Origin of the sequence: Veillonella criceti (assembly GCF_900460315.1) — a bacterium.
Lineage (GTDB): Bacteria > Bacillota > Negativicutes > Veillonellales > Veillonellaceae > Veillonella_A > Veillonella_A criceti.
Genome location: NZ_UHIO01000001.1, coordinates 210,001 through 231,766 on the forward strand (window position 1 = coordinate 210,001; position 21,766 = coordinate 231,766).

A 21,766-nucleotide genomic window follows, 5' to 3' on the forward strand; every position below is an offset into this window, starting at 1 on the left:
GATGTCGGCTCATCACATCCTGGGGCTGAAGTAGGTCCCAAGGGTTCGGCTGTTCGCCGATTAAAGTGGTACGTGAGCTGGGTTCAGAACGTCGTGAGACAGTTCGGTCCCTATCCATCGCGGGCGGAAGAAACTTGAAGGGGGCTGCTCCTAGTACGAGAGGACCGGAGTGGACGAACCGCTGGTGTACCAATTATCCTGCCAAGGGTACAGTTGGGTAGCTACGTTCGGGACGGATAAACGCTGAAAGCATCTAAGCGTGAAACCAGCCTTGAGATGAGGTTTCTCATAGCGTAAGCTAGTAAGATCCCATGTAGACGACATGGTTGATAGGCCAGGTGTGGAAGAGCTGTGAGGCTTGGAGCTGACTGGTACTAATAGATCGAGGGCTTTACTTAAAATAGTGAACCAAATTTACAGAATTGTAAATGGAAGTTACTACTTTGTAGCGAATATAGCAAACTTCAATAAATAGAAATTATCTAATGTGTAACTTACAAACATCTACACTTCTATGTGGTTTTCAGAGTACAAGCTCTGACAGATTCAGTGGCGATAGCTACGAGGGTCCACCTGTTCCCATCTCGAACACAGTAGTTAAGCTCGTAAACGCCGAAAGTACTTGGCTGGAAGCGGCCTGGGAGGATAGGTAGTCGCTGATTAATAAAAGCAAAAGGGTCATACCAAAAGGTATGGCCCTTTTGCTTTTACTGATGAGGTACTATGTACCTCATCAGGCTAGCGTTCAGCCAATATTGTAGAGGTAACTCAATCGGTATTAGTAGAATAGAAGCGGTCCTGGTATGCAGAGAGCATAATTTATAGGAGCAAAGCAACACATAAATTATTGCGATAAGTAGTGAATTGATTTTTGAGGACCACAGAGACGAAAAAATGAATGAATCACTTAGGTCGACAATTAAAGATTTACGAAGTAAATCCTGTTAGTCGAGCAGAAACCTTTGTTAGCGTAAGATTTCTCGAAGAGAAATCCACAGCAACCGAACGGACGCATTTAAATGTAAGTGGGAACTGTAAGCAGAGCGACGCACAAACATGTGTGAATCTTTTAGTTCGCAGCGTAAAATTCTTCGAAGAAGAATTCACAGCTGACGAACAGATAGGGAAGAATATGGTATTTTAGGACTTGTATCACTATGTACCTCATCAGGTTAGCGTCCAGCCAATATTGTAGAGGTAACTCAATCGGTATTAGTACAATAGAAGCGGTACTGGTATGCAGAGAGCATAATTTATAGGAGCAAAGCAACACATAAATTATTGCGATAAGTAGTGAATTGATTTTTGAGGACCACAGAGGCGAAAAAATCAATGAATCACTTAGGTCGACAATTAAAGATTTACGAAGTAAATCCTGTTAGTCGAGCAGAAACCTTTGTTAGCGTAAGATTTTTCGAAGAGAAATCCACAACAATCGAACGGACGCATTTAAAGTGTAAGAGGGAACTGTAAGCAGAGAGACGCGCAAATTGTATTGCATCACTTTCTTGCGAAGCGAGTGAAACGAGGTGAAGTATGATAGGTAGTCGCAAAGGATGACGTACTAAAACTTATATCTATCTGCTGGTTGCTGAATTGATAAGAAAAATAGTGTATTAGTACATTGGTATTGTTATTTATTTAATCAGAAGTTCAATACAATTGCGATATTTTAGTTTATACGTGTTTTTGGTCCATTCATATATAGAATGATATAAAGTGTAAAAGTATCTCTTATAATTAAATTAAAGCTATATAGAGATTATGGTCATATTTTTAAATTTACATTTGACATTTACTGAATCTTTTGTTATTATATTCTAGTATCAAGTGTGACTTGATGTACATAGGGGTATAGCTCAATTGGTAGAGTAGCGGTCTCCAAAACCGTTGGTTGTGGGTTCAAGTCCTACTGCCCCTGCCACAATATAGAAAGCGGCCGTAAAGGTCGCTCATTCTATTGTTTAATAGAATTTTAATTGTTTAAATTAAAATTCCGCTTGCAATGAACACTAGGTTGTGGTATTATATTCGAGTGGCAAGTTATGACTCAGTAGCTCAGCTGGATAGAGCGTTTGACTACGAATCAAAAGGTCGGGAGTTCGAATCTCTCCTGGGTCACCATTTTTGCTCACATAATAGAATATTGATATGACTCAGTAGCTCAGCTGGATAGAGCGTTTGACTACGAATCAAAAGGTCGGGAGTTCGAATCTCTCCTGGGTCACCATTTAAACCACATGTATATGTGGTTTTTTTATTTATAGAAAAGGGCTTTACTGGGTAAATTATATATGATTTATCTATCGATTTATAGGAACTTTTTAGTAGGGAATTATCTATTCCTTCTTTTTTTATTCGTTATTCCTTAATTAGACAGATGTACCTGCAAAATGCACAAAATGAATTTCAGTTTGTTGATAAAAGATGATATAATATTATATATAAAATAACAAAATATCAAATAATTATGCAAGAAATACTTTTCAGAAATACCTGAAAAGTATTTCTTTAGAAAGAAGAGGATGTGTATGAGTCGGATTAAAGCTTTTTTACAATCTCCCTCTGCTGGTGGTATTTTATTACTAGTTTCTGCAGCATTAGCTATTGGAGTCGCTAATTCAGCGTATTCAGATCAGTATTTTCACTTTTTAAAATTTCCATTAGGTCCATTTGCCGTTGAAGCATGGGTTAATGATGTGCTTATGGCGATTTTCTTTTTGGGTGTCGGTCTGGAAATTAAGCATGAAATGATTAATGGTGAGCTTAATACCAATGCTAAGCGTATATTGCCTACAGTAGCTGCTTTTTGTGGCGTAATGGTGCCGGCAGTTATTTATTTTATATTTAATCATGGTAATCCTATGTACCATCGTGGCTGGGCAATACCAACCGCTACTGATATTGCATTTTCCATTGGTGTCGTATCTTTATTAGGTACGCGAGTCCCTGTAGCGATGAAAGTATTGTTGACAACTCTTGCTGTTGTTGATGATTTGATTGCTGTTGTCATTATAGCTGCTTTTTATACGGAAAGTTTACAGTTCTTATATATGGGGATGGCAGTTCTTATTTTTATACTTCTTATGATTTTAAATAAGCGAAATATATTCCATCCACTGCCTTATGTTGTGTTAGGGGTTGTGCTATGGTACTGTATTTTTAAATCTGGCTTACATGCTACTTTATCTGGTGTATTTTTAGCTATGACGATTCCGTATCGCGCACAATATAGCTCTGGTAAATGGATTTCTCCAGTGATGCAATGGAATTCAGCGCTTATTAAATGGATTACATTTTTAATCTTGCCGTTATTCGGTTTTATTAATGCAGGTGTCTCCTTTAGTGATTTTTCGTTTAATGATTTATTCCACCCAGTTGTACTCGGTGTTTCGTTAGCCTTATTTATTGGCAAACAAGTAGGGGTATTTAGTACAGTATATATTTTAGTAAAAACTAAATTAGTAGATATGCCTGTACATGCAACTTGGTCACATGTGTATGGAATTGCTGTATGTTGTGGGATTGGTTTTACTATGAGTTTGTTCGTTGATTTACTAGCATTTCCACCAAGTCATGCGCAAGAAATGGCAAAAGTAGGGATTTTCATTGGTTCTATATTCTCGGGGGTCATAGGTTATGTAGTGCTTCGTTATTTTACACCTGATGTATCAGAGTTAGAACGTAAAGATGATTAATACTTAGAATAATGCAAATTATTAAAAAAGACTCATCAATCAATTGATGAGTCTTTTTTAGGCTCTTTGTCAAATTTTGGGGCGCTAAAGAGATTATGCACTCTTGGAAAGGACATGCGACACAGTTGTTGCGTGTCCTTTTTTAGCATTAATGAATAAAATCCGGTTACGAAATCGTTCAAAGTTTTGTAAACCAAACGAACACCGCTTTAGTACTTTTATTTTGTTGTTACAACCTTCTGTAAAGCCATTGGAATAGGGTAATGTTAAGGCATTAATAATTTCGGTTCTCCAAAATGTAAATGTTTTTAAGAGTGATTGAAACTCAGGTAATTCAGAAGCCTCAACTAAGGATAGCCATTGATCAATGGCCCATTGAATATTTTCTTTATCTTTGAATTTTAAAACATGAGAAAAGGATTGTTTTAGTGTATAGGCACGATGTAATCGGGGCGAATAATGAAACATATCCATAAGCTTAGTGAACTCTTTGTCTGTTAATGATTCAAAGCGTTTAGTTAATACTCGTTTATTGGCTTTAAAGGTACGACTTACATTGCATAATAGATTTTGCTCTACTTTGCGTACCCGTTCTAAGGCAAAGGTAACTAGCCGTATTAAGTGAAATCTATCAACTACAATTTCAGCTTGAGGGAACCAAGTTTTCATAACCGAACGAAATTGAAGTGACATATCCATTGTGATGTATTTTACATTATTTCGTATATATCTAGGGAATTGAGCAAAGTATTTCGCTAGTTCCGTAGTATCTCGTTTAGGCAGAATATCTAGTATTTTATGCGTTTCTGGATCAGTAAGAATGACTTGGTATTTTTGACCAGCTGCATTGCCTTTGAATTCATCAATAGATAGTACAGGTGGTAGTGTTGAGGGGCGACTATAGTTAATTTCGTTAAAGACTCTTAGTACTTGGTTTACGCTTACATGGCAATGCTTAGCCACAGCTTTGTAAGATGTTACTTCAGAGAGTTGTTGACATATTACTTCACGAAGTCTTGGGGTTGTTCTAAGATAGCGAGAAGAAAACTCTGTTTTTTCATTGAAAGTGCGTCCGCACGTGCATATATAACGACGTTGACGATATAAGAGAAGAATGGTTTTTTCATTGGTTGTAGTATGCTGAATTTTTCGGTTAGTATAGCCTTTTATTCGTGTAGTTTGTGAATGGCAATTAGGGCATCTATGAGGACGTACAGGACTTTCTACGTAAAGTAAGTATTCTGAGCTAGTTTCACGCATATTTTTTATATATTCTGCTTTGATTCCGAGTAAATTTCCTATATAATTAAGTGTAGACATATTGAGTAAACATCCTTTCATAATGGTTTCGTCGCTTTTATTGTAACGGATTTTATTCAATATGTCTTTTTTTATATAAAAAAGTAGGCGCCAAGAGGACACGCAGTTTGCGTTTCTCTTTAGCGCCCCAAAATAAATTATAGAACCCTTTTTTAATTGTGTAAACCTTATTGCCAGCTTATTTTTATTTAAGGTATAATATTATCTGTAAGCTTATAATTTATAAATATAATTAACATAAAAATTGGTAGTTATAAGTTTGTTAAATGTTTTATATGTAAGGTAGTTTGTAAATAAAGAAGTAGAAGAGAGTGATTGTATGAGTCGAATTAAAGAAATTTTACAGGCCCCGGCAACGGGTGGGATTTTATTATTAGTGGTGTCAATTATAGCCGTTATTATAGCTAATTCAAGTTGGTCTGAAGGATATGAAGCATTTTTACATGCCATGATTGGCCCCTTATCAGTATCACACTGGGTTAATGATGCATTGATGGCTATTTTCTTTTTAGGGGTAGGCCTTGAAGTCAAGCACGAAATGTTAGAAGGCGAGCTCAATACACATGCCAAACGTTTTTTACCGACCATAGCGGCCTTAATGGGTGTTATTGCACCAGCCCTAGTATATTCCATTTTTAATTATAGTAGTTCCGAATTAGCAAGAGGCTGGGCTATTCCAACTGCTACTGATATTGCCTTTTCAATTGGTATCATTTCTTTGGTAGGTACGAGAGCTCCTCTAGCAGCTAAAGTTTTCTTAACTACTTTAGCAGTAGTTGATGATTTAATAGCTGTTATTATTATAGCGGCTGTTTATACAACGACCTTTAACTTTGCTTTTATGGGTGGTGCTCTTGCTTTATTTGTTCTCTTATTAATTTTAAATAAAAAGAATGTGGTGAATCCTTGGCCTTATATTATTTTGGGCGTTGGGCTTTGGTTCTGTATTTTTAAATCAGGATTACATGCTACTTTAGCTGGTGTGATTTTGGCTATGACTATTCCGTCTCGTGTATGGCAAGGTGAAAAAGAGATTTTGCCACTTAATCAATGGCATCATGCGCTTGCTATGTGGATTACATTTTTGATTGTACCTTTATTTGGTTTTGTGAATGCTGGTGTATCATTTGGTGATTTCCAAAGCAGTGATTTATTCCATCCGGTTGTATTAGGTATTGCCTTAGGATTATTCTTAGGTAAGCAAATTGGTATTTTTGGCATTATGTTTGTATTAGTAAAATCTAAGTTAGTGAAATTGCCAAATCAACTTACTTGGACCCATATGTATGGTGTAGCACTTTGTTGTGGCGTAGGTTTTACGATGAGTTTATTTGTAAATCTATTAGCATTGGCTCCTGGTCATATGCAAGAATTAGCTAAGGTAGGTATTTTCTTAGGTTCAATTGTATCTGGTCTATTAGGTTATATAGTTCTTCGATATGTGGCACCAGAACCTAGGGTTATTGAAACCGATGAATTCTATGAGTAATTGATAATGATATAAAGAAGTTGTTTAAAATGAAGGTAAGAGACTTTGTTTTAGACAACTTCTTTTTTAGTAGTTTTGAAAAAAGAATAAGTTGGTGGGAAAAGAGCTTAAATTAAGGGGTTAAAGTGGTGGTGAGGAGCTGTAAAAAGGGCTGAATTTTGACAAAAAGCCCAAAATAAGGTAAAATAAGGGTGCATTTAGATACGAGGTGGAAATATTGAGAAAACTTAGAATAGTAACAGTTCTCTTAACGTTTCTAGTGGCTTGTACATCTATCGTACTAGCCGATGTAGGACGCGGTGATCGCGGTAGTGAGGTACAGTTAGTACAGCGTTTGATGATAACGCAAGGGTACCTTATAGACCAAGCTGATGGTATTTTTGGTAATAATACTGAGTATGCGGTAAGTGCTTTTCAGAAGCAAATGGGCCTTACGGCTACAGGTCGAGTTGATGGCGATACCTTAGCAGCGATGAAGGAGAACAACAAACTATTTGCAGCAGCGCAACAGTCTCGCAATGTACGCAATAATGTGGAAGTTTCACGTTTTGGCGATCGAGGTCGTTCCGTGTCTGACTTGCAAATTCGTTTAGCTAGTAGTGGCTATTCACCAGGAGCCATTGATGGTATTTTTGGTGATGGTACGGCTAGTGCATTAAAGCGTTTTCAAAAGGCTAATGGATTAGCAGTAACGGGTGAAGTAGATAATAAGACAATGACATTATTGTCTAAGCAACCAGGAGTTCCTACAGAGTATAAGAAGACTCTTACGATGAACGCGACTGCTTACTCCGCCGATGATCCAGGGAATACAGCGTATACTGCTCGAGGCAATTTATTGCGACGTGGTTATGTATCAGTCGATCCAGATGTAATTCCTTTAGGTACGGCCTTGTATGTAGAAGGATATGGGTATGCTGTAGCCGATGATACAGGTGGTAGCATTATAGGGAATCGCATTGATTTAGCTATGGATTCTCATGGTGAGGCCATTCAATTTGGTCGACAAACGGTTACGGTGTATATATTAGAATAATGAGGATATAATTTTAGAGAAGAGTTAGTACTTTGTAATTGTTCAATTATTAACATCTAAAATGCAGCAAAAAGCCTTCGATAGCATCGAGGGCTTTTTGTGTTATGCGAACGTTCGATATATTTTAAAGTACAACGTATGGATTTTTCTGGGAAAAGTATATATTTAAAATCTATTTTGTGGTATTCTTAAAGAGAGAAAAGAGTTGTTAGCTGAGGCGACAACGTTATTTTTTTGTATAAGGAGGTATACAGTGGAAAAAGTGCGACGCGTCGAGCGCATGGTAGCGCTTACTAAACTGTTAGTGGATTCTCCGCAAGAATTGATATCTTTACGCTATTTTTGCGAATTCTTTGATATTGCTAAATCAACATTGAGCGAAGACTTGAGCAGTGTAAAAGCATCATTACAACATTTTTCATTAGGCACCATTGAAACAGTGGCTGGTGTAGCAGGCGGTGTTCGTTTTATTCCGTATCGCCAAGGTGAACGGGCCTTTGCCGTTCTTAAGGAAGTGCAACAACGTTTACAGGAACCTGACCGAGTTATTCCTGGAGGCTTTTTATATATGTCTGATATTTTATATGATTGGCATATTACGAGTCGTTTAGGGGAAATCTTTATGACTCGTTTTGCGGAACGTCAACCGGATTATATTATGACAGTAGAAACGAAGGGGATTCCTTTAGCTGTTATGGTAGCACGAGCTTTTAATAAACCTCTTGTAATTGCTCGCCGTGATAGTAAGGTAACAGAAGGGTCGTCGATTAGTATTAATTATGTAACGGGCTCATCGCGACGTATTCAAACTATGTCACTGACTAAACGTGCTATTCCACCTAAATCAAAAGTATTACTTATCGATGACTTTATGAAAGCTGGTGGAACGGCTAATGGTATGAAAGAATTGGTTACCGAGATGGGTGGCACTGTTGTAGGTACGGGTGTTTTAGTAGCAACGGCGACACCAGGCCCTAAAGTAGTCGGTGATTATGAAGCTTTATTAGTATTAAATGGAGTTGACGAAGTGACTCGCACAGTTGATATAGAACCTGTATATTGTAAGCCTGATGAGGAGGCCTAATGATGAAACATATAACATCTTTAATTTTAGCAGCGGGTAAGGGAACTCGCATGAAGTCCAAATTGCCAAAAGTATTGCATCCAGTAGCCGGTAAAGCTATGGTGGAACGTGTGTTAGATACAGTTAAAACGCTAGGTACAGAACGGAATATTGTCATCGTTGGTTTTGGTGGTGAAGCCGTACAAGCGTACTTAGGTGATCAAGCTGAGTTTGTGACACAACAGGAACAAAAAGGAACGGGGCATGCCGTAAAACAGGCGAAACCATTACTTGGTTCATATGATGGAACCATTTTACTACTTTGTGGAGATACGCCACTAGTGACTAAAGAGTCGCTAGACGCTTTATTAGCCGAACATGAAGCAACCGGTGCGGCTGCTACGGTGTTGACAGCTCATATGGCAAATCCTACAGGGTATGGTCGTATCATTCGTGATGAGTCTACTGGTAAAGTACTACGCATTGTTGAACAGAAAGATGGCAAGCCAGAAGAGTTAGCCGTCCAAGAAATTAATACGGGTATGTATGCTTTTGATAGTCAGAAATTATGGCCTTGCTTAGAACAGTTATCTGATGATAATGCACAAGGTGAATTGTATATTACGGATGTAGTAGGAATTTTAGTTAATCAGGGCAATCGTGTAAGTGCCTATATGATGGATAATGAAGAAGAATCATTAGGCGTTAATTCAAGAGTTCAATTAGCGGAAGCAGAACGCATTTTACGAAACCGCACAAACCGCTACTTTATGGATCAAGGAGTTACGATTATTGACCCCAATAATACATATATTGCACCTGAAGTAAAAATTGGGGCAGATACAGTCATTTATCCAGGAACTATATTAGAAGGTGAAACTGTAATTGGTGAAGGTTGTGAAATTGGGCCTCATAGTCGTTTTACCAATGTAATCGTAGGTGATGAGGCAGTTATTCACTTTACTTATGCTCATGATTGTGAAGTTAAAGCGGGGGCTGATATTGGACCGTATGTTCATTTGCGACCTAATACCGTGATTGGTGAACGCGTTCATATTGGTAACTTTGTAGAAGTAAAAAATAGTATTGTTGGGGAAGGTACCAAATTCCCTCACCTTTCGTATATTGGCGACAGCGATGTAGGCAGCGGTGTTAATATTGGTTGCGGTACCATTACAGTTAACTATGATGGTAAAATTAAACATCGTACACATATTGGTGACGGTGCCTTTGTGGGCTGTAATTCTAATCTAGTAGCCCCTGTATCAGTCGGAGATTATAGCTATATTGGCGCAGGTTCTACGATTACTAAAGATGTACCAAACAAGGCGTTGGCCGTGGGACGTGCGCGTCAAATCGTAAAAGAAAATTGGGTTACTGACGATACGTTTAAGAAAAAGTAAAAAAAGTTGATTACTTTTTTGCAATGTAGGTAGCAAATAGTATACAATAATAAAGAATGAGGTTTGCTAGGAGCAACGAAGTTATTAATAAGCAAAAGGGGTATTGAATCATGGCATTTGAAGACGGTAAGAAACTTAAAATTTTCACAGGCAATGCAAATCCAGAGTTGGCAAAAGAAATCTGTGATTACTTAGGCTTACCTTTAGGCGAAGCATTTGTAGGTCGTTTTAACAATGGCGAAGTTCAAATTATGATTGATGAAAGCGTACGCGGTAAAGATGTTTTTATCGTGCAACCTACAAGCTATCCTGTGAACGATAATTTAGTAGAATTGTTGGTAATGGCGGATGCATTAAAACGTGCGTCGGCACGCCATATTACAGCAGTTGTACCTTATTATGGGTATGCTCGTCAGGATCGTAAAACACGCGGTCGTGAACCAATTACAGCTAAATTGGTAGCTGATTTAATGCAAACAGCAGGGATTACTCGTTTGGTAACGATTGATCTTCATGCAGGCCAGATTCAAGGCTTCTTTAATGTACCAGTGGATCACTTATTTGGTGCTTCTATTTTGGCTAAATACATTAATGAAAAGAATATGGAAGATTTAATTGTTGTATCGCCAGACCTTGGTGGGGTTACTCGTGCTCGTGATTTGGCTGACCGTATTGGTGCGCCTATTGCGATTATTGAAAAGAAACGTCCTCAACCAGGTGTAGCTAAGGTTATGAATTTAATTGGTAATGTAGAAGGTAAAAACTGTATCATTATTGATGATATTGTAGATACAGCTGGATCTCTTGTAGAAGGGGCTAAAGCACTTAAAGAATTTGGTGCTAAATCAGTTATGGCCTGTGTAACGCATGCTGTCTTGACTGATCCTGCTTGTGAACGCATTGCTAATTCAAATATTAAAGAATTGATTGTTACAAATACAATTGATTTACCAGAAGAACATAAATTACCTAATATTACTTCATTATCGGTAGCGCCTTTATTGGGTGAAGCGATTATGCGTATCTTCCACGAAGTATCGGTAAGTAATTTGTTTGATAAATAATACGCCTACTGACTGTTTATATCAGTTGTAGTGCGTTTACTATGAGTATATAAGGATTTAAACAGTGAAAATGGTAGTAGGTCTGGGCAATCCAGGCAAAGAGTATGAGAAAACAAAACATAATATAGGTTTTATGGTAATTGACGCAATGGCAGCTAAAGAGGCGCATACGCCATGGCGTGAAGATTTTAAAGCATTGATTACAACGATTACAATAGATGGTGAGAAGATTTTATTGGTTAAACCACAAACATTTATGAATGCTAGTGGTGAGTCAGTGGGTCCCTTGATGCGATATTATAAGATAGCACCAGCAGATGTGTATTGTGTCTATGATGATATGGATTTACCCGTAGGTAAGCTTCGTATTCGTCCTAATGGCAGTGCTGGTGGGCATAATGGTATTAAGTCATTGATTGCCCATATGGGCACTTCCGAATTTCCTCACTTCCGATTTGGTATTGGTCGTCCCTTGCCACAGTGGACAGTTATAGATCATGTGTTAGCCCCATTTCCAGAAGACCAACAGGAAAAGGTAACTAAAGGTATAAAGGCAATGGCGGAGGCTATTTTAGGCACGTTAGAAGTAGGCATTGATAAAGGCATGAATTTATATAATCCTAAAAAGGGGCGCCGACAATAATTGTTGATTAAGATTGCATTATAATCATAAATATGTTATAATTCCTATCTTTGTAATATAAACCACTTGACAACTTCTATAAAATTCGATATAATTATTCTATTATCCGGAATAGATTGTCAGTGTTAATGCTTGAGGAGGATGAACTTTAAACCCAACAACGTCATAATCTTGAACATTCCTGAACAGTCGAAATGGGTATGTGGTAATAACCCAACCACTTTTGAGCAGTTGGTTTTAACCCAAACCGCTGTAAGACATTATTACAAGGAGGTTCGATTATGAACAAAATTAAAAGTTTATCGAACCGCTTATCGGTGCTGGGATATAGTGGTTTCGAGATTTCTCACATTATTAATAACGCCTCAAAAGGCAAAGAATTAACGACATTAAGTGGCAGACAGCTACGACATGTTATTCAGCAAATGGAAAAATATGTAACGCTTGGTACGCAATATGCGGCCGCTTATAGCAAATAAGATAGCGTAAGACACAGGAGACTATACGGAGTTATAGTCTCCTTTTTTCGATATAAATAATTAACTAATATAGCATAAATTAACTAATATACATAAAATAATTAATATACATAAAATAAGTAAGCGAAGGAATATAATGGAGGATTGCATGTTTATACGACAAAATACTAAAGTTCGTAAACAGCGTTCGTTGCCACCAAGGACACGCCGAAAACCTCGAATGGGTATGTCCGTGAAATGTATGATTTTTTGCGATGGTGATGTATTGCTTTTACAAAAAAAAGATAGAGAAGGACTGAGACCTTGGGAATTTCCTGGTGGTGGTCTTGAATTTGGCGAAGATTTACATGATGCGGCTTTACGAGAAGTGCGAGAAGAAACAGGACTGACTGTTGAATTATTAGATGTAGCCGGACTTTGGTCGTATAAAAGGACTAAATTACAGTTTTTGACAGGCGTTATTTTTATTGCTAAAGCAACGAATCGAAATGTTATATTATCTGATGAACATACTGATTTTGCTTGGGTTAAACCGGTTGATTTTCATAAATATCGGTTACAAGAGTCCTTGCGCCAAGCCTTAGAGCGGATTCAAATGAGTAATGAGCGGGGGCAAGAATTACGACAGTATTTTGTAGAGACCTTTAAATAATGAGTAGTCAGATAGACTATTCTAATAAGACGATTTAATGTAGAGAGTATAGTTATCATGGATAAAAGGAAAGAAACTGTGTGGCATAATAAGACAACATCCAGGTCTAAGGTGAGGGCTATGATGGATATATCACAAGAGCGAATGCCCTTTGTAGAAGCTTTAGAAGCTTATACAAAGGCTGGTTTTACAGCGTTTCACACACCAGGCCATAAATTAGGCGTAGGGGCACCTAGTACGTTAAAAGAATGGATGAATCCTGCGTTGCCTTATGATTTAGGGGTTATGTATGCTTTAGATGATTTGCATGAACCAGAAGGTGTGCTAAAGGAAGCTCAAGATTTAGCGGCTCAGCTGTATGGCGCTGAACAAACTTGGTTCTCTATTAATGGCACGACAGCTATTATTGAAGCTATGATTATGGCTGCAGTTGGTCCTGGTGATACGATTATTATACCTCGTGAAGCACACCGCTCAGTGATGGGCGGTTTACTTCTGAGTGGCGCTAAACCAGTGTATTTAGAAGGGCGATTTGATGAACGCTGGGGTGTTCCTTTAGGAACGACCGCTGCGGAAGTGGAAAGAGTGTTTACAGCGCATCCCGAAGCGAAGGCGTTGCTACTTGTTAATCCTAATTATTATGGAATTGCTATTGATTTAGAAGCTATCATTGAGATTGCACATGCTCATAATGTAATCGTGCTAGTGGATGAAGCTCATGGAGCCCATTTACCATTTGGTCGTAATTTACCCCCAAGCGCCTTGGCTTGCGGAGCTGACATAGTGGCACAAAGTACCCATAAATTAGTTGGCTCCTTGACACAAACTTCGATGCTTCATTGCCAAGGGCCAAGAGTAAATCGACGGCGTTTGACACAGGTTCAGCAGGTATTACAGAGTACAAGCCCTAATTATATTTTCTTAGCTTCCTTGGATATGGCGCGTCATCAATTGGCTACAGAAGGCGCTAAATTAGTTGGACAGGCTGAGGCATTGGCGCATCAATTACGGCAGGCTTTGCAGGCTATTCCAGGCATTGCTGTACCAGAAGCAAGTGATTTTTCAGATATTTTTGCGTATGACCAGACTAAAGTATTAATCGATTTTAAAGCGTTAGGCTTAACCGGTGGTGAAGCGGAGCGTTTACTTCGTCGTGAAGGTATCGAAGTGGAATTAGTGCAAGGCTACCATGTGCTTGTATTAATTACTATCGGTGATACATTAGGTTCAATAAATCAGCTTGTTGAGGCGGTTCGTCATATAGCGTATAGGGTAATTTCACAAGAGACTGCTGAAATTAATTCAGATAATCAATCGTTCACAAGTGTAGATGGTGAAATGAAACAGACACTAAGTGGTGAAGATACGCCACAGGATGTGGCGATTGAGAGTACTAAACTACCGGTGCCAGAGGTTGTGCTGACACCACGTGAAGGATTTTATCGTCCTGTTATTAGTGTGCCATTAGCGACTGCAATAGGTCGTATCTGTGGTGAAACGATTAGCTATTATCCGCCTGGTATTCCCTTCATTGCTGTAGGTGAACGGATAACGCCCGCTGTGGTAGAATATATAAGAGAACGGCAAGCCTTAGGATATATACCTAATGGTAGTGCTGATAAATCATTGACGATGATTCAAGTAATTGAGGATATATAGTGAGGTGTAATATGGGTCGACTAATCATTATCGAAGGTGGTGACGGTAGTGGTAAAGCTACACAAACTGCATTATTGCAAGAGCGTTTAGTAGCTGAAGGATATGCCGTGAAAGCAGTGAGCTTTCCAAACTATGACAGTCCGGCTGCTATGCCCGTAAAAATGTATTTAGCAGGTGATTTTGGTAAAAATCCCAGTGATGTGAATCCATTTGTGGCAAGTAGTTTATATGCAATCGATCGCTTTGCCTCATTTCGTATGGAGTGGCAAACCTTTTATGAAGAAGGGGGCATTATTTTAGCAGATCGCTATACGACTTCTAACATGGTACACCAAATGGTAAAGTATGAAGAGGCGGTAGCGAGGCGTGAGTTTTTAGATTGGTTGGAAGATTTTGAATTTGTGAAGTTTGGCTTACCAAGACCCGATTTAGTGTGTTTATTAGATATGCCGTTGGCCGCTAGTGAAGCGTTAATGCGTGATCGCAAACATAAGACGGGAGGGGCTACGGGAGATATTCACGAACGTGATCATGAATATTTAGTACGTGTTCATGCGGCCTATGATGAATTGGTGGCACGATATGATTGGCAACGGATTGCTTGTACTGATGAAGCGTATTCCTTGCGCTCCATAGAAGCTATTCATGAAGATGTATATGAGAAGGTAAGTGCTGTATTAGCTACACTTTAATTGATTATTTTAGTGATATCTTGGCTCCTAGATGGACATAGCTATTCGGGAAACGAACTTAGTTGCCACTCAGTAGGGGTTTCCCTTTATCGGTTGTTTTTTAGGGCCTTTACGGTATATAATAATATATTGTAAAGGTCTTTTTTATGAAGATTTTACAAGGAGAAACATTGCGTAGGAGGGGCTATGTCGTATTTTGATCAAGTCATTGGGCAACGTTCAATTATTACTCATTTAACAACATTGGTTGAACGTGGCACATTGCCACATAGTTTATTATTATATGGTGAACAGGGCTTAGGTAAACTAAATACGGCAATCGGCTTGGCGTCCTTATTGATAGGTCGTCCTGTTTTTTCACCTGATGGAGGGGCTACTTTTTTAGAAGCCGTATCATCAGCCCGTATGACCGATGGTGAATCGGAGAAGAAAACAGAAGCCGAAGGGTTACCTCTTTATATTGATCATGGTGAAGCCTTTTGGTTGCGTCCTATGAAGTCTGTATTAAAAGTAGAACAGTGGTACGAGTTGCTTACCTCCTATTTAGGGCGGACTAGTGAAAGTCGTCGTGTGGTTATTGTAGAGGATTTTCAGACTGCTAATGCGGTGATGGCTAATGCGATGCTTAAGACGATTGAAGAACCACCAGCGAATGTTTTTTTTCTTATTATTACGAATCAAATAGCTACGGTATTACCTACTATTAAGTCGCGTTGTATGTTAGTTCCGTTTGGCCCTGTGTCTGATACTGAGATTGCCACAGCTCTTGCCAAAGAGGGCATACAAGGTGATTTAAGACAAGCTTTAGGGGCTGGACAAGGCAATCCAGCACTTGTTCGTGAATTGGCGTTAAAAGGGTCGTTACCCCTTTTAGAACAGGCCATGAAGATTATGGAAGGATTACCGAAGCGATTATTTTTTACGCAATTAAGTTTGCAAACTGAGGCATTAAATCGTGATGACATGCGTGAATTGATGGGGTGGTTACGACTGTTAGCTCGCGATATGATGGCATTGCGTGTTGGTGCCCCTGATGAAGTATTACAGTGTCCTTTGCAGAAAGCACGAATGTTGGCTATTTTAGATAGTTGGCGTGTGAAATCATTATTGGCGGTAGAGCGTGAAACTTTAGCCGCTGAAGAGGCACTTCGATTATATGTAAAAGCAGGTTTAGTCATGGATGGCGTGTTGATCGCGCTACGACAAGCCCTAAAGGAGGACACCCAGTGACTACCATTGTTGGAGTTAGATTTAAAAAAGCGGGAAAAATTTACTATTTTGCTCCCGGTGGCGCCAATCTAAGTTTAGGTGATGGCGTTATTGTAGAGACAGCTCGTGGACTAGAGTTTGGCGATGTGGTGATTGCCCCACGACAAGTAGAAGCTGAGTCAGTAGTACAACCGCTAAAAAGTGTAATTCGTAAAGCTACGCCTAAGGATTACAAGCAAGTAGAGAAAAATAAGCAACGGGAAGAGAAAGCATTTGAGATTTGCTTAGAAAAAATTGCTAATCGCAAGCTACCTATGAAATTAATCAACGTAGAATATACCTTTGATATGAATAAAATTATCTTTTTCTTCACCGCTGATGGTCGTATAGACTTTCGTGATTTAGTTAAAGATTTAGCTACTGTATTTCGTACTCGTATTGAATTGCGTCAAGTAGGGGTGCGTGATGAAGCTAAAATTTTGAATAGTATTGGTGCTTGTGGACGCCCGCTATGTTGTGCCACATTTTTAGGTGATTTTACGCCCGTATCCATCCGCATGGCGAAAGACCAAAATTTGAGTTTGAACCCGACAAAGATTTCAGGTGTTTGTGGTCGTCTCATGTGTTGTTTAAATTATGAAAATGATTTGTATGCTAAAGGTGGCGACTTATATACTCAAAAGGCCAAAGTTGTCCCTGTAGTGGTTGAACCACCTGGGATTGGCAAAGACGTGGTGACTGATGAAGGTATGGGGAAAGTACTCAAAATTAATCGTAATAAGAAAACGGTTAAAGTTCAGTTAGAGGAAGGTAGAACCATTGATCTTCCTTGGACAGAAATAGTGTTGCCTGATGAAGAATAGTGAAACTTTGTATGAGCGACTCGATGATTTATTAATTGAAGGCATGCAATTGTGGCAGCGGACTGACCAATTTTGTTTTTCCATTGATGCTGTTATATTAGCTCATTTTCCTAAGTTTCATGAAAAACGAACCTATGCTGACTTAGGGACGGGTACCGGTGTGCTTCCTTTACTGATGACGACGCGTGGGGCTAAGCAGATTACAGCCATTGAGGTTAATCCCTTGATGGCTGAATTAGCGGTTCGCAATGTTAAGCTGAATCAAAAAGAATCTTTGATTGATGTCGTAGAAGCAGACTATTGTACATTACGTGGCTCAGACTGGACTGGTCGATTTGATGGTATTATTATTAATCCACCCTATTTTAATGAGCAACAAGGAAAACAGCCTAAAACAGATGATGTGAGTTTGGCGCGTCATGAAATGTGTTATACTTTAACTGATATAGCAGCAGCGGCTGCTCGTTTGGTTAAATTTCGAGGGCAAGTATGGTGGATTTATTCGGCTGAACGTCTAGTCGATTTAATGGTGGCGTTACGGCATGCTAAATTAGAACCTAAACGACTTCGGTTTGTCCATAGCTTTTTAGATACGAAGGCTAAATTAGTTTTGGTAGAAAGTACTAAAGGGGGCCAACCAGGTGTAATTACAGAAGCCCCATTATATATTTATAAACAGCCTAATGTGTATAGTGAGGAGGTGCGTAGTTGGTATGAACGAAACTAAAGGAACCTTATATTTGGTGCCTACGCCTATTGGCAATTTAGAAGATATGACGTATCGTGCGGTGCGGGTACTAGAAGAAGTTCACACCATTGCAGCAGAAGACACACGTCATAGTGGGCTGTTATTAAAACATTTTGATATTAAAAAGCCCTTGATTTCGTATCATGAGCATAATAAGGCGGCTAAGGAAGAGCCTTTAATGGAATTATTACTTCAAGGTCATGATGTGGCTCTTATTAGTGATGCAGGCATGCCCGCCATATCAGACCCAGGAGCCGAACTTGTTCAAGCGGCTATTGAAGCGGCTGTTGATGTGGTACCTTTGCCAGGGCCTAATGCAGCACTAACCGCACTGATTGCTTCAGGGCTTGATACTCGAGAATTTACTTTTTTAGGTTTTTTACCTAAGAAAAGTAGTCATCGACAGGCTGTATTAGAGCGTGTCGCTACTTATGAAGGGACATTGCTTTTTTATGAAGCACCCCATCGTTTGCAAGCTTCGTTACAGGAGTTATATAAATATTTAGGCAATCGTCCCATTGTGGTGGGTCGTGAGCTAACAAAGAAATTTGAGACCTTTGTACGCACTGACTTAGCGGCTTTGCAACAAGCAGATAACTGGTTGACGATTAAAGGTGAATTTGTGTTAGTTGTTGGTGGCGCTGTTCATGGTAAAGTGAGTGAACAGGAAGAAAACCCCATAGCTGCCAGTGATTATGTAAGTGCTGTGACGATGCTTATGGAAGAAGGAATGGCAAAAAAGGAAGCCATCCGAGAGATAGCTAAGCGGACCGGTGTTTCAAGGCGGGACGTTTACAATGCAGTGGAATTAGCCCTGCGCGATTAAGAGGAGGTTATTGTATGACTGATACAACTAATAAACGTTTTTATATTACTACCCCAATTTATTATCCAAGTGCAAAATTGCATATTGGTCACACATATTGCACAACGATTGCGGATACGGTAGCTCGTTTTAAACGCCGAGCAGGCTATGATGTGCGCTTTTTAACAGGGTCCGATGAACATGGTCAAAAAATCCAACGGGCTGCTGAAGCTATGGGGATTACACCATTGGAATATACGACAAAGATTGTAAATGGCTTCCAAGAATTATGGAAAGCATTAAATATTTCCAATGATGATTTTATTCGTACTACAGAAAAACGCCATGAAAAAGTAGTGCAATATTTGTTCCAAAAAGCATATGACAATGGGGATATTTATAAATCTAAGTACAAAGGTTGGTATTGTACACCTGATGAAACGTTCTGGACAGAACAGAAATTAGGGCCTAATCATACTTGTCCTGATTGTGGCCGTCCAGTGGAAGAAGTAGAAGAAGAAAGCTACTTCTTTAAAATGAACAAATATGCAGATCAATGGCTTAAATTTATTGATGAAAATCCTGATTTTATTCAACCAGAAGCACGCCGCAATGAAATGATTCAATTCGTAAAACAAGGCCTTGAAGACTTGTGCGTATCTCGTACTAGTTTTGACTGGGGGATTAAAGTACCATTTGACCCTAAGCATGTAGTTTACGTATGGTTTGATGCGTTAGTTAATTATATTAGTGCTTTAAATCCATTGGAAGACGATAAGAGCTTATTTGAAAAATTCTGGCCGGCTGATATCCATTTAGTAGGGAAAGAAATTGTACGTTTCCACTCCATCATTTGGCCAATCATGCTCATGAGCTTAGATCTTCCAATTCCTAAGAAAGTATTTGGTCATGGTTGGCTCGTTGTTGACGGCACTAAGATGAGTAAATCGTTAGGGAATGTGGTGGATCCAATTCCTTTAATTGATATGTATGGCTCTGATGCATTGCGTTATTATTTATTGAGCGAAATTCACCTTGGTAATGATGGCAACTTTACGCTTCCTAATTTCGTACAGCGAGTAAACTCTGATTTGTCTAACGATTTAGGGAATTTATTAAACCGTACGATTGCGATGATTGAAAAATATCATGGTGGTGTGATTACAGCTATGCCATCAGTGAGTGAGTTTGATAAAGATTTAGCCGCTATGGCAGAACAGACTGTTAAAGATTACGAAACCTACATGGAAGCATTTGATTTAAATCGGGCGTTGAAAACAGTATGGGCTTTCATTGGTCGTACCAATAAATATATTGATGAAACAATGCCTTGGGTATTAGCTAAAGGTGCTAATGAAGGGGATGCGGAAAAACTACAGACCGTTATGTATCACTTAGCAGAAGCGCTTCGGATGATTGCTATTTTAGTGGATCCTGTCATTCCTACAGGGGCGCCTAAGATTTGGGAACAATTAGGGCTAGCTGGTTTTGCTGACGCTAAATTAGATGATGTACGTCAATGGGGGGCTTTGCCAACAGGGACTCACGTTGTAAAAGGAGACCCAATTTACCCTCGTTTTGAAGTGCCTGAAATGATTGAAGCACCAGTAGCCGAAGCAAGCACAACGTCTGACAATGCGGATACAGCAGAGGTGGCACAAGAAATTCCCCCAATTAAAGAGAACATCGAATATGATGATTTTGCTAAATTAGATTTACGTGTGGCTAAAGTTATTTCTTGTGAAAAAGTAAAAAAATCTAAAAAACTCTTAAAATTCGTCCTTGATGTAGGTGTTGAGGAACGCACTGTTGTGAGTGGTATTTCACAGTACTATGAACCAGAAAGCATGATTGGTAAAAAAGTAATTTACTTAGCTAACTTATCACCTAAGAAGTTAATGGGGATTGAATCCAGTGGGATGATTTTATCGGCGTCTGATTTTGCGGATCATTTAGAAGTGACCAATATTGAATCCTTAATTCCAGGAAGCTTGGTGAAATAAGATGCGTTTATTTGATACTCATGCGCATATTAATGATAATCGCTTTGATAATGATCGTCAGTCCATGTTGGATGATTGTTTAGCTCAAGGCGTAGAATATATTATGTGCCCCGCTGTGGATCGTGAAACCGCTGAATCAGCCATCGCCTTGGCTGCTAAGTATGATTATGTCTATGCGGCAGTGGGGGTGCATCCTCACGAATCAAAAGATGTGACTGAAGAAGACTATGAATACTTTAAAGACCAAGCCTTACATAATGATAAAGTAAAAGCAATTGGTGAAATTGGGCTTGATTATTATTATGATTTTTCTGACCGTGAAACGCAGATGCGTGAATTTAAACGGCAGTTAGAGTTAGCTCGTGAGGTAGATTTACCGATTATTATTCATGATCGTGATGCTCATGGTGATATTATGGATACCTTGCGTACTTATGGTAAAGATAATTACGGTATTTTTCATTGTTATTCGGGCAGTTGGGAAATGGCTAAAGAATGTATTAAAATGGGTTTTTACATTTCTTTTGCTGGCCCTGTAGTATTTCCAAAGTCAACGAAGTTAAAAGAAGTGGCTAAAGAAGTACCTTTAGATCGTTTGCTTATTGAAACGGATTCGCCATACTTAACACCGCCACCTTTTAGAGGCCGTCGTAATGATCCGAGCAAGACTCAATTTGTTGCTCAAGAAATCGCTAGCCTCAAAGGGATGGATGTCGATGAATTAGCGGCTATTACCTTAGAAAATGGGAAACGTATATTCAATATTAAATAAATGACTCATTAGCTGCTTGAGCGGATTTCTTGAGGACTATTTGATAGAGTCATAGTGTAAATGAGGCTCTCTTCGCCATAAAGCGGAGAGAGCCTTTTGTATAAAACGCGTAAAGATTATGTAATATTCTTGAAATACCCTTTCAGTTTCGGTAAGATTAAGGTAACA

General features: G+C 38.9%; 18 protein-coding genes, 3 tRNA genes and 2 rRNA genes (1 of these 23 cut by a window edge). 22 read left to right on the forward strand and 1 reads right to left on the reverse strand.

Annotation, left to right across the window (positions count from 1 at the left end; genetic code table 11):
- The 6 genes from DYE54_RS00965 to nhaA (DYE54_RS00995) all read left to right on the forward strand — a co-directional run.
- Positions 1 to 398, forward strand: a 23S ribosomal RNA gene (locus tag DYE54_RS00965); it begins 2,535 nt to the left of the window's first position.
- A 147-nt stretch (positions 399 to 545) separates the two neighbouring features.
- A 5S ribosomal RNA gene (gene rrf, locus DYE54_RS00970) occupies positions 546 to 662 on the forward strand.
- A 1,186-nt stretch (positions 663 to 1,848) separates the two neighbouring features.
- Positions 1,849 to 1,924 (forward strand) — tRNA-Trp (locus DYE54_RS00980).
- A gap of 123 nt (positions 1,925 to 2,047) precedes the next feature.
- A tRNA-Arg gene (locus tag DYE54_RS00985) sits at positions 2,048 to 2,124 on the forward strand.
- Between the two features lie 29 nt (positions 2,125 to 2,153).
- Positions 2,154 to 2,230 (forward strand) — tRNA-Arg (locus DYE54_RS00990).
- A gap of 301 nt (positions 2,231 to 2,531) precedes the next feature.
- A complete protein-coding gene (nhaA, locus tag DYE54_RS00995) occupies positions 2,532 to 3,698 on the forward strand; it encodes a Na+/H+ antiporter NhaA (RefSeq protein WP_115309475.1) in 1,167 nt (388 codons plus the stop codon).
- 93 nt (positions 3,699 to 3,791) lie between these two features.
- On the opposite strand, the gene DYE54_RS01000 is transcribed toward nhaA (DYE54_RS00995), so the two are convergent.
- Complete coding sequence (locus DYE54_RS01000) at positions 3,792 to 5,018, reverse strand: ISL3 family transposase (RefSeq protein ID WP_115309476.1); 1,227 nt, start codon at positions 5,016 to 5,018, stop codon at positions 3,792 to 3,794.
- A 319-nt stretch (positions 5,019 to 5,337) separates the two neighbouring features.
- On the opposite strand from DYE54_RS01000, the gene nhaA (DYE54_RS01005) reads away from it, so the two are divergent.
- The 16 genes from nhaA (DYE54_RS01005) (at position 5,338) to DYE54_RS01080 (ending at position 21,598) form a co-directional block, all read left to right on the forward strand.
- Positions 5,338 to 6,507 carry a Na+/H+ antiporter NhaA gene (gene nhaA, locus DYE54_RS01005; protein ID WP_115309477.1) on the forward strand — a complete coding sequence of 390 codons (1,170 nt, stop codon included), beginning with the start codon at positions 5,338 to 5,340 and terminating at the stop codon, positions 6,505 to 6,507.
- Positions 6,508 to 6,715: 208 nt separating this feature from the next.
- Positions 6,716 to 7,543, forward strand: coding sequence for a peptidoglycan-binding protein (locus tag DYE54_RS01010; protein WP_245935673.1), 828 nt, complete (start codon positions 6,716 to 6,718; stop codon positions 7,541 to 7,543).
- 253 nt (positions 7,544 to 7,796) lie between these two features.
- Positions 7,797 to 8,627 carry a pur operon repressor gene (gene purR / locus DYE54_RS01015; RefSeq protein WP_115309479.1) on the forward strand — a complete coding sequence of 277 codons (831 nt, stop codon included), beginning with the start codon at positions 7,797 to 7,799 and terminating at the stop codon, positions 8,625 to 8,627.
- 2 nt (positions 8,628 to 8,629) lie between these two features.
- Positions 8,630 to 10,009, forward strand: coding sequence for a bifunctional UDP-N-acetylglucosamine diphosphorylase/glucosamine-1-phosphate N-acetyltransferase GlmU (gene glmU, locus DYE54_RS01020; protein ID WP_115309480.1), 1,380 nt, complete (start codon positions 8,630 to 8,632; stop codon positions 10,007 to 10,009).
- 110 nt (positions 10,010 to 10,119) lie between these two features.
- Positions 10,120 to 11,073, forward strand: coding sequence for a ribose-phosphate diphosphokinase (locus DYE54_RS01025; RefSeq protein ID WP_115309481.1), 954 nt, complete (start codon positions 10,120 to 10,122; stop codon positions 11,071 to 11,073).
- Between the two features lie 64 nt (positions 11,074 to 11,137).
- Entirely contained in the window at positions 11,138 to 11,716 is a 579-nt protein-coding gene (pth, locus tag DYE54_RS01030) for an aminoacyl-tRNA hydrolase (RefSeq protein ID WP_115309482.1), read from the forward strand.
- A 281-nt stretch (positions 11,717 to 11,997) separates the two neighbouring features.
- Positions 11,998 to 12,195 (forward strand): hypothetical protein, encoded by a 198-nt coding sequence (locus DYE54_RS01035; protein ID WP_115309483.1) that lies wholly within the window; start codon positions 11,998 to 12,000, stop codon positions 12,193 to 12,195.
- Between the two features lie 148 nt (positions 12,196 to 12,343).
- Positions 12,344 to 12,847 (forward strand): NUDIX domain-containing protein, encoded by a 504-nt coding sequence (locus DYE54_RS01040; RefSeq protein ID WP_245935674.1) that lies wholly within the window; start codon positions 12,344 to 12,346, stop codon positions 12,845 to 12,847.
- 120 nt (positions 12,848 to 12,967) lie between these two features.
- Positions 12,968 to 14,506: an aminotransferase class I/II-fold pyridoxal phosphate-dependent enzyme gene (locus DYE54_RS01045; RefSeq protein WP_115309484.1), complete on the forward strand. Its 1,539-nt coding sequence runs from the start codon at positions 12,968 to 12,970 to the stop codon at positions 14,504 to 14,506.
- A gap of 11 nt (positions 14,507 to 14,517) precedes the next feature.
- A complete protein-coding gene (locus DYE54_RS01050; protein WP_115309485.1) occupies positions 14,518 to 15,198 on the forward strand; it encodes a dTMP kinase in 681 nt (226 codons plus the stop codon).
- Between the two features lie 186 nt (positions 15,199 to 15,384).
- Positions 15,385 to 16,428, forward strand: coding sequence for a DNA polymerase III subunit (locus tag DYE54_RS01055; protein ID WP_115309486.1), 1,044 nt, complete (start codon positions 15,385 to 15,387; stop codon positions 16,426 to 16,428).
- Positions 16,425 to 17,270: a PSP1 domain-containing protein gene (locus DYE54_RS01060; RefSeq protein ID WP_115309487.1), complete on the forward strand. Its 846-nt coding sequence runs from the start codon at positions 16,425 to 16,427 to the stop codon at positions 17,268 to 17,270. The genes DYE54_RS01055 and DYE54_RS01060 overlap by 4 nt, the downstream gene beginning before the upstream one ends.
- Positions 17,260 to 17,997, forward strand: coding sequence for a tRNA1(Val) (adenine(37)-N6)-methyltransferase (locus DYE54_RS01065; RefSeq protein WP_115309488.1), 738 nt, complete (start codon positions 17,260 to 17,262; stop codon positions 17,995 to 17,997). Before DYE54_RS01060 ends, DYE54_RS01065 begins: the two co-directional genes overlap by 11 nt.
- Complete coding sequence (rsmI, locus tag DYE54_RS01070) at positions 17,984 to 18,844, forward strand: 16S rRNA (cytidine(1402)-2'-O)-methyltransferase (RefSeq protein WP_115309489.1); 861 nt, start codon at positions 17,984 to 17,986, stop codon at positions 18,842 to 18,844. Before DYE54_RS01065 ends, rsmI begins: the two co-directional genes overlap by 14 nt.
- Before the next feature lie 14 nt (positions 18,845 to 18,858).
- The gene (metG, locus tag DYE54_RS01075) at positions 18,859 to 20,826 is read left to right on the forward strand and encodes a methionine--tRNA ligase (RefSeq protein WP_115309490.1); all 1,968 of its coding nucleotides are present in this window, start codon (positions 18,859 to 18,861) and stop codon (positions 20,824 to 20,826) included.
- Between the two features lies 1 nt (position 20,827).
- Positions 20,828 to 21,598: a TatD family hydrolase gene (locus DYE54_RS01080; protein WP_115309491.1), complete on the forward strand. Its 771-nt coding sequence runs from the start codon at positions 20,828 to 20,830 to the stop codon at positions 21,596 to 21,598.
- Positions 21,599 to 21,766: the final 168 nt, after the last annotated feature.

Bases quoted from the DNA above. Each gene is read 5' to 3' on its own strand.
- rsmI (WP_115309489.1), top strand. From the start codon at position 17,984: ATGAACGAAACTAAAGGAACCTTATATTTGGTGCCTACGCCTATTGGC.
- DYE54_RS01035 (WP_115309483.1), top strand. From the start codon at position 11,998: ATGAACAAAATTAAAAGTTTATCGAACCGCTTATCGGTGCTGGGATAT.
- DYE54_RS01065 (WP_115309488.1), top strand. From the start codon at position 17,260: ATGAAGAATAGTGAAACTTTGTATGAGCGACTCGATGATTTATTAATT.
- DYE54_RS01055 (WP_115309486.1), top strand. From the start codon at position 15,385: ATGTCGTATTTTGATCAAGTCATTGGGCAACGTTCAATTATTACTCAT.
- DYE54_RS01040 (WP_245935674.1), top strand. From the start codon at position 12,344: ATGTTTATACGACAAAATACTAAAGTTCGTAAACAGCGTTCGTTGCCA.
- DYE54_RS01050 (WP_115309485.1), top strand. From the start codon at position 14,518: ATGGGTCGACTAATCATTATCGAAGGTGGTGACGGTAGTGGTAAAGCT.
- nhaA (WP_115309475.1), top strand. From the start codon at position 2,532: ATGAGTCGGATTAAAGCTTTTTTACAATCTCCCTCTGCTGGTGGTATT.
- DYE54_RS01080 (WP_115309491.1), top strand. From the start codon at position 20,828: ATGCGTTTATTTGATACTCATGCGCATATTAATGATAATCGCTTTGAT.
- DYE54_RS01045 (WP_115309484.1), top strand. From the start codon at position 12,968: ATGATGGATATATCACAAGAGCGAATGCCCTTTGTAGAAGCTTTAGAA.
- glmU (WP_115309480.1), top strand. From the start codon at position 8,630: ATGAAACATATAACATCTTTAATTTTAGCAGCGGGTAAGGGAACTCGC.
- metG (WP_115309490.1), top strand. From the start codon at position 18,859: ATGACTGATACAACTAATAAACGTTTTTATATTACTACCCCAATTTAT.
- DYE54_RS01025 (WP_115309481.1), top strand. From the start codon at position 10,120: ATGGCATTTGAAGACGGTAAGAAACTTAAAATTTTCACAGGCAATGCA.
- DYE54_RS01000 (WP_115309476.1), bottom strand. From the start codon at position 5,018: ATGTCTACACTTAATTATATAGGAAATTTACTCGGAATCAAAGCAGAA.
- nhaA (WP_115309477.1), top strand. From the start codon at position 5,338: ATGAGTCGAATTAAAGAAATTTTACAGGCCCCGGCAACGGGTGGGATT.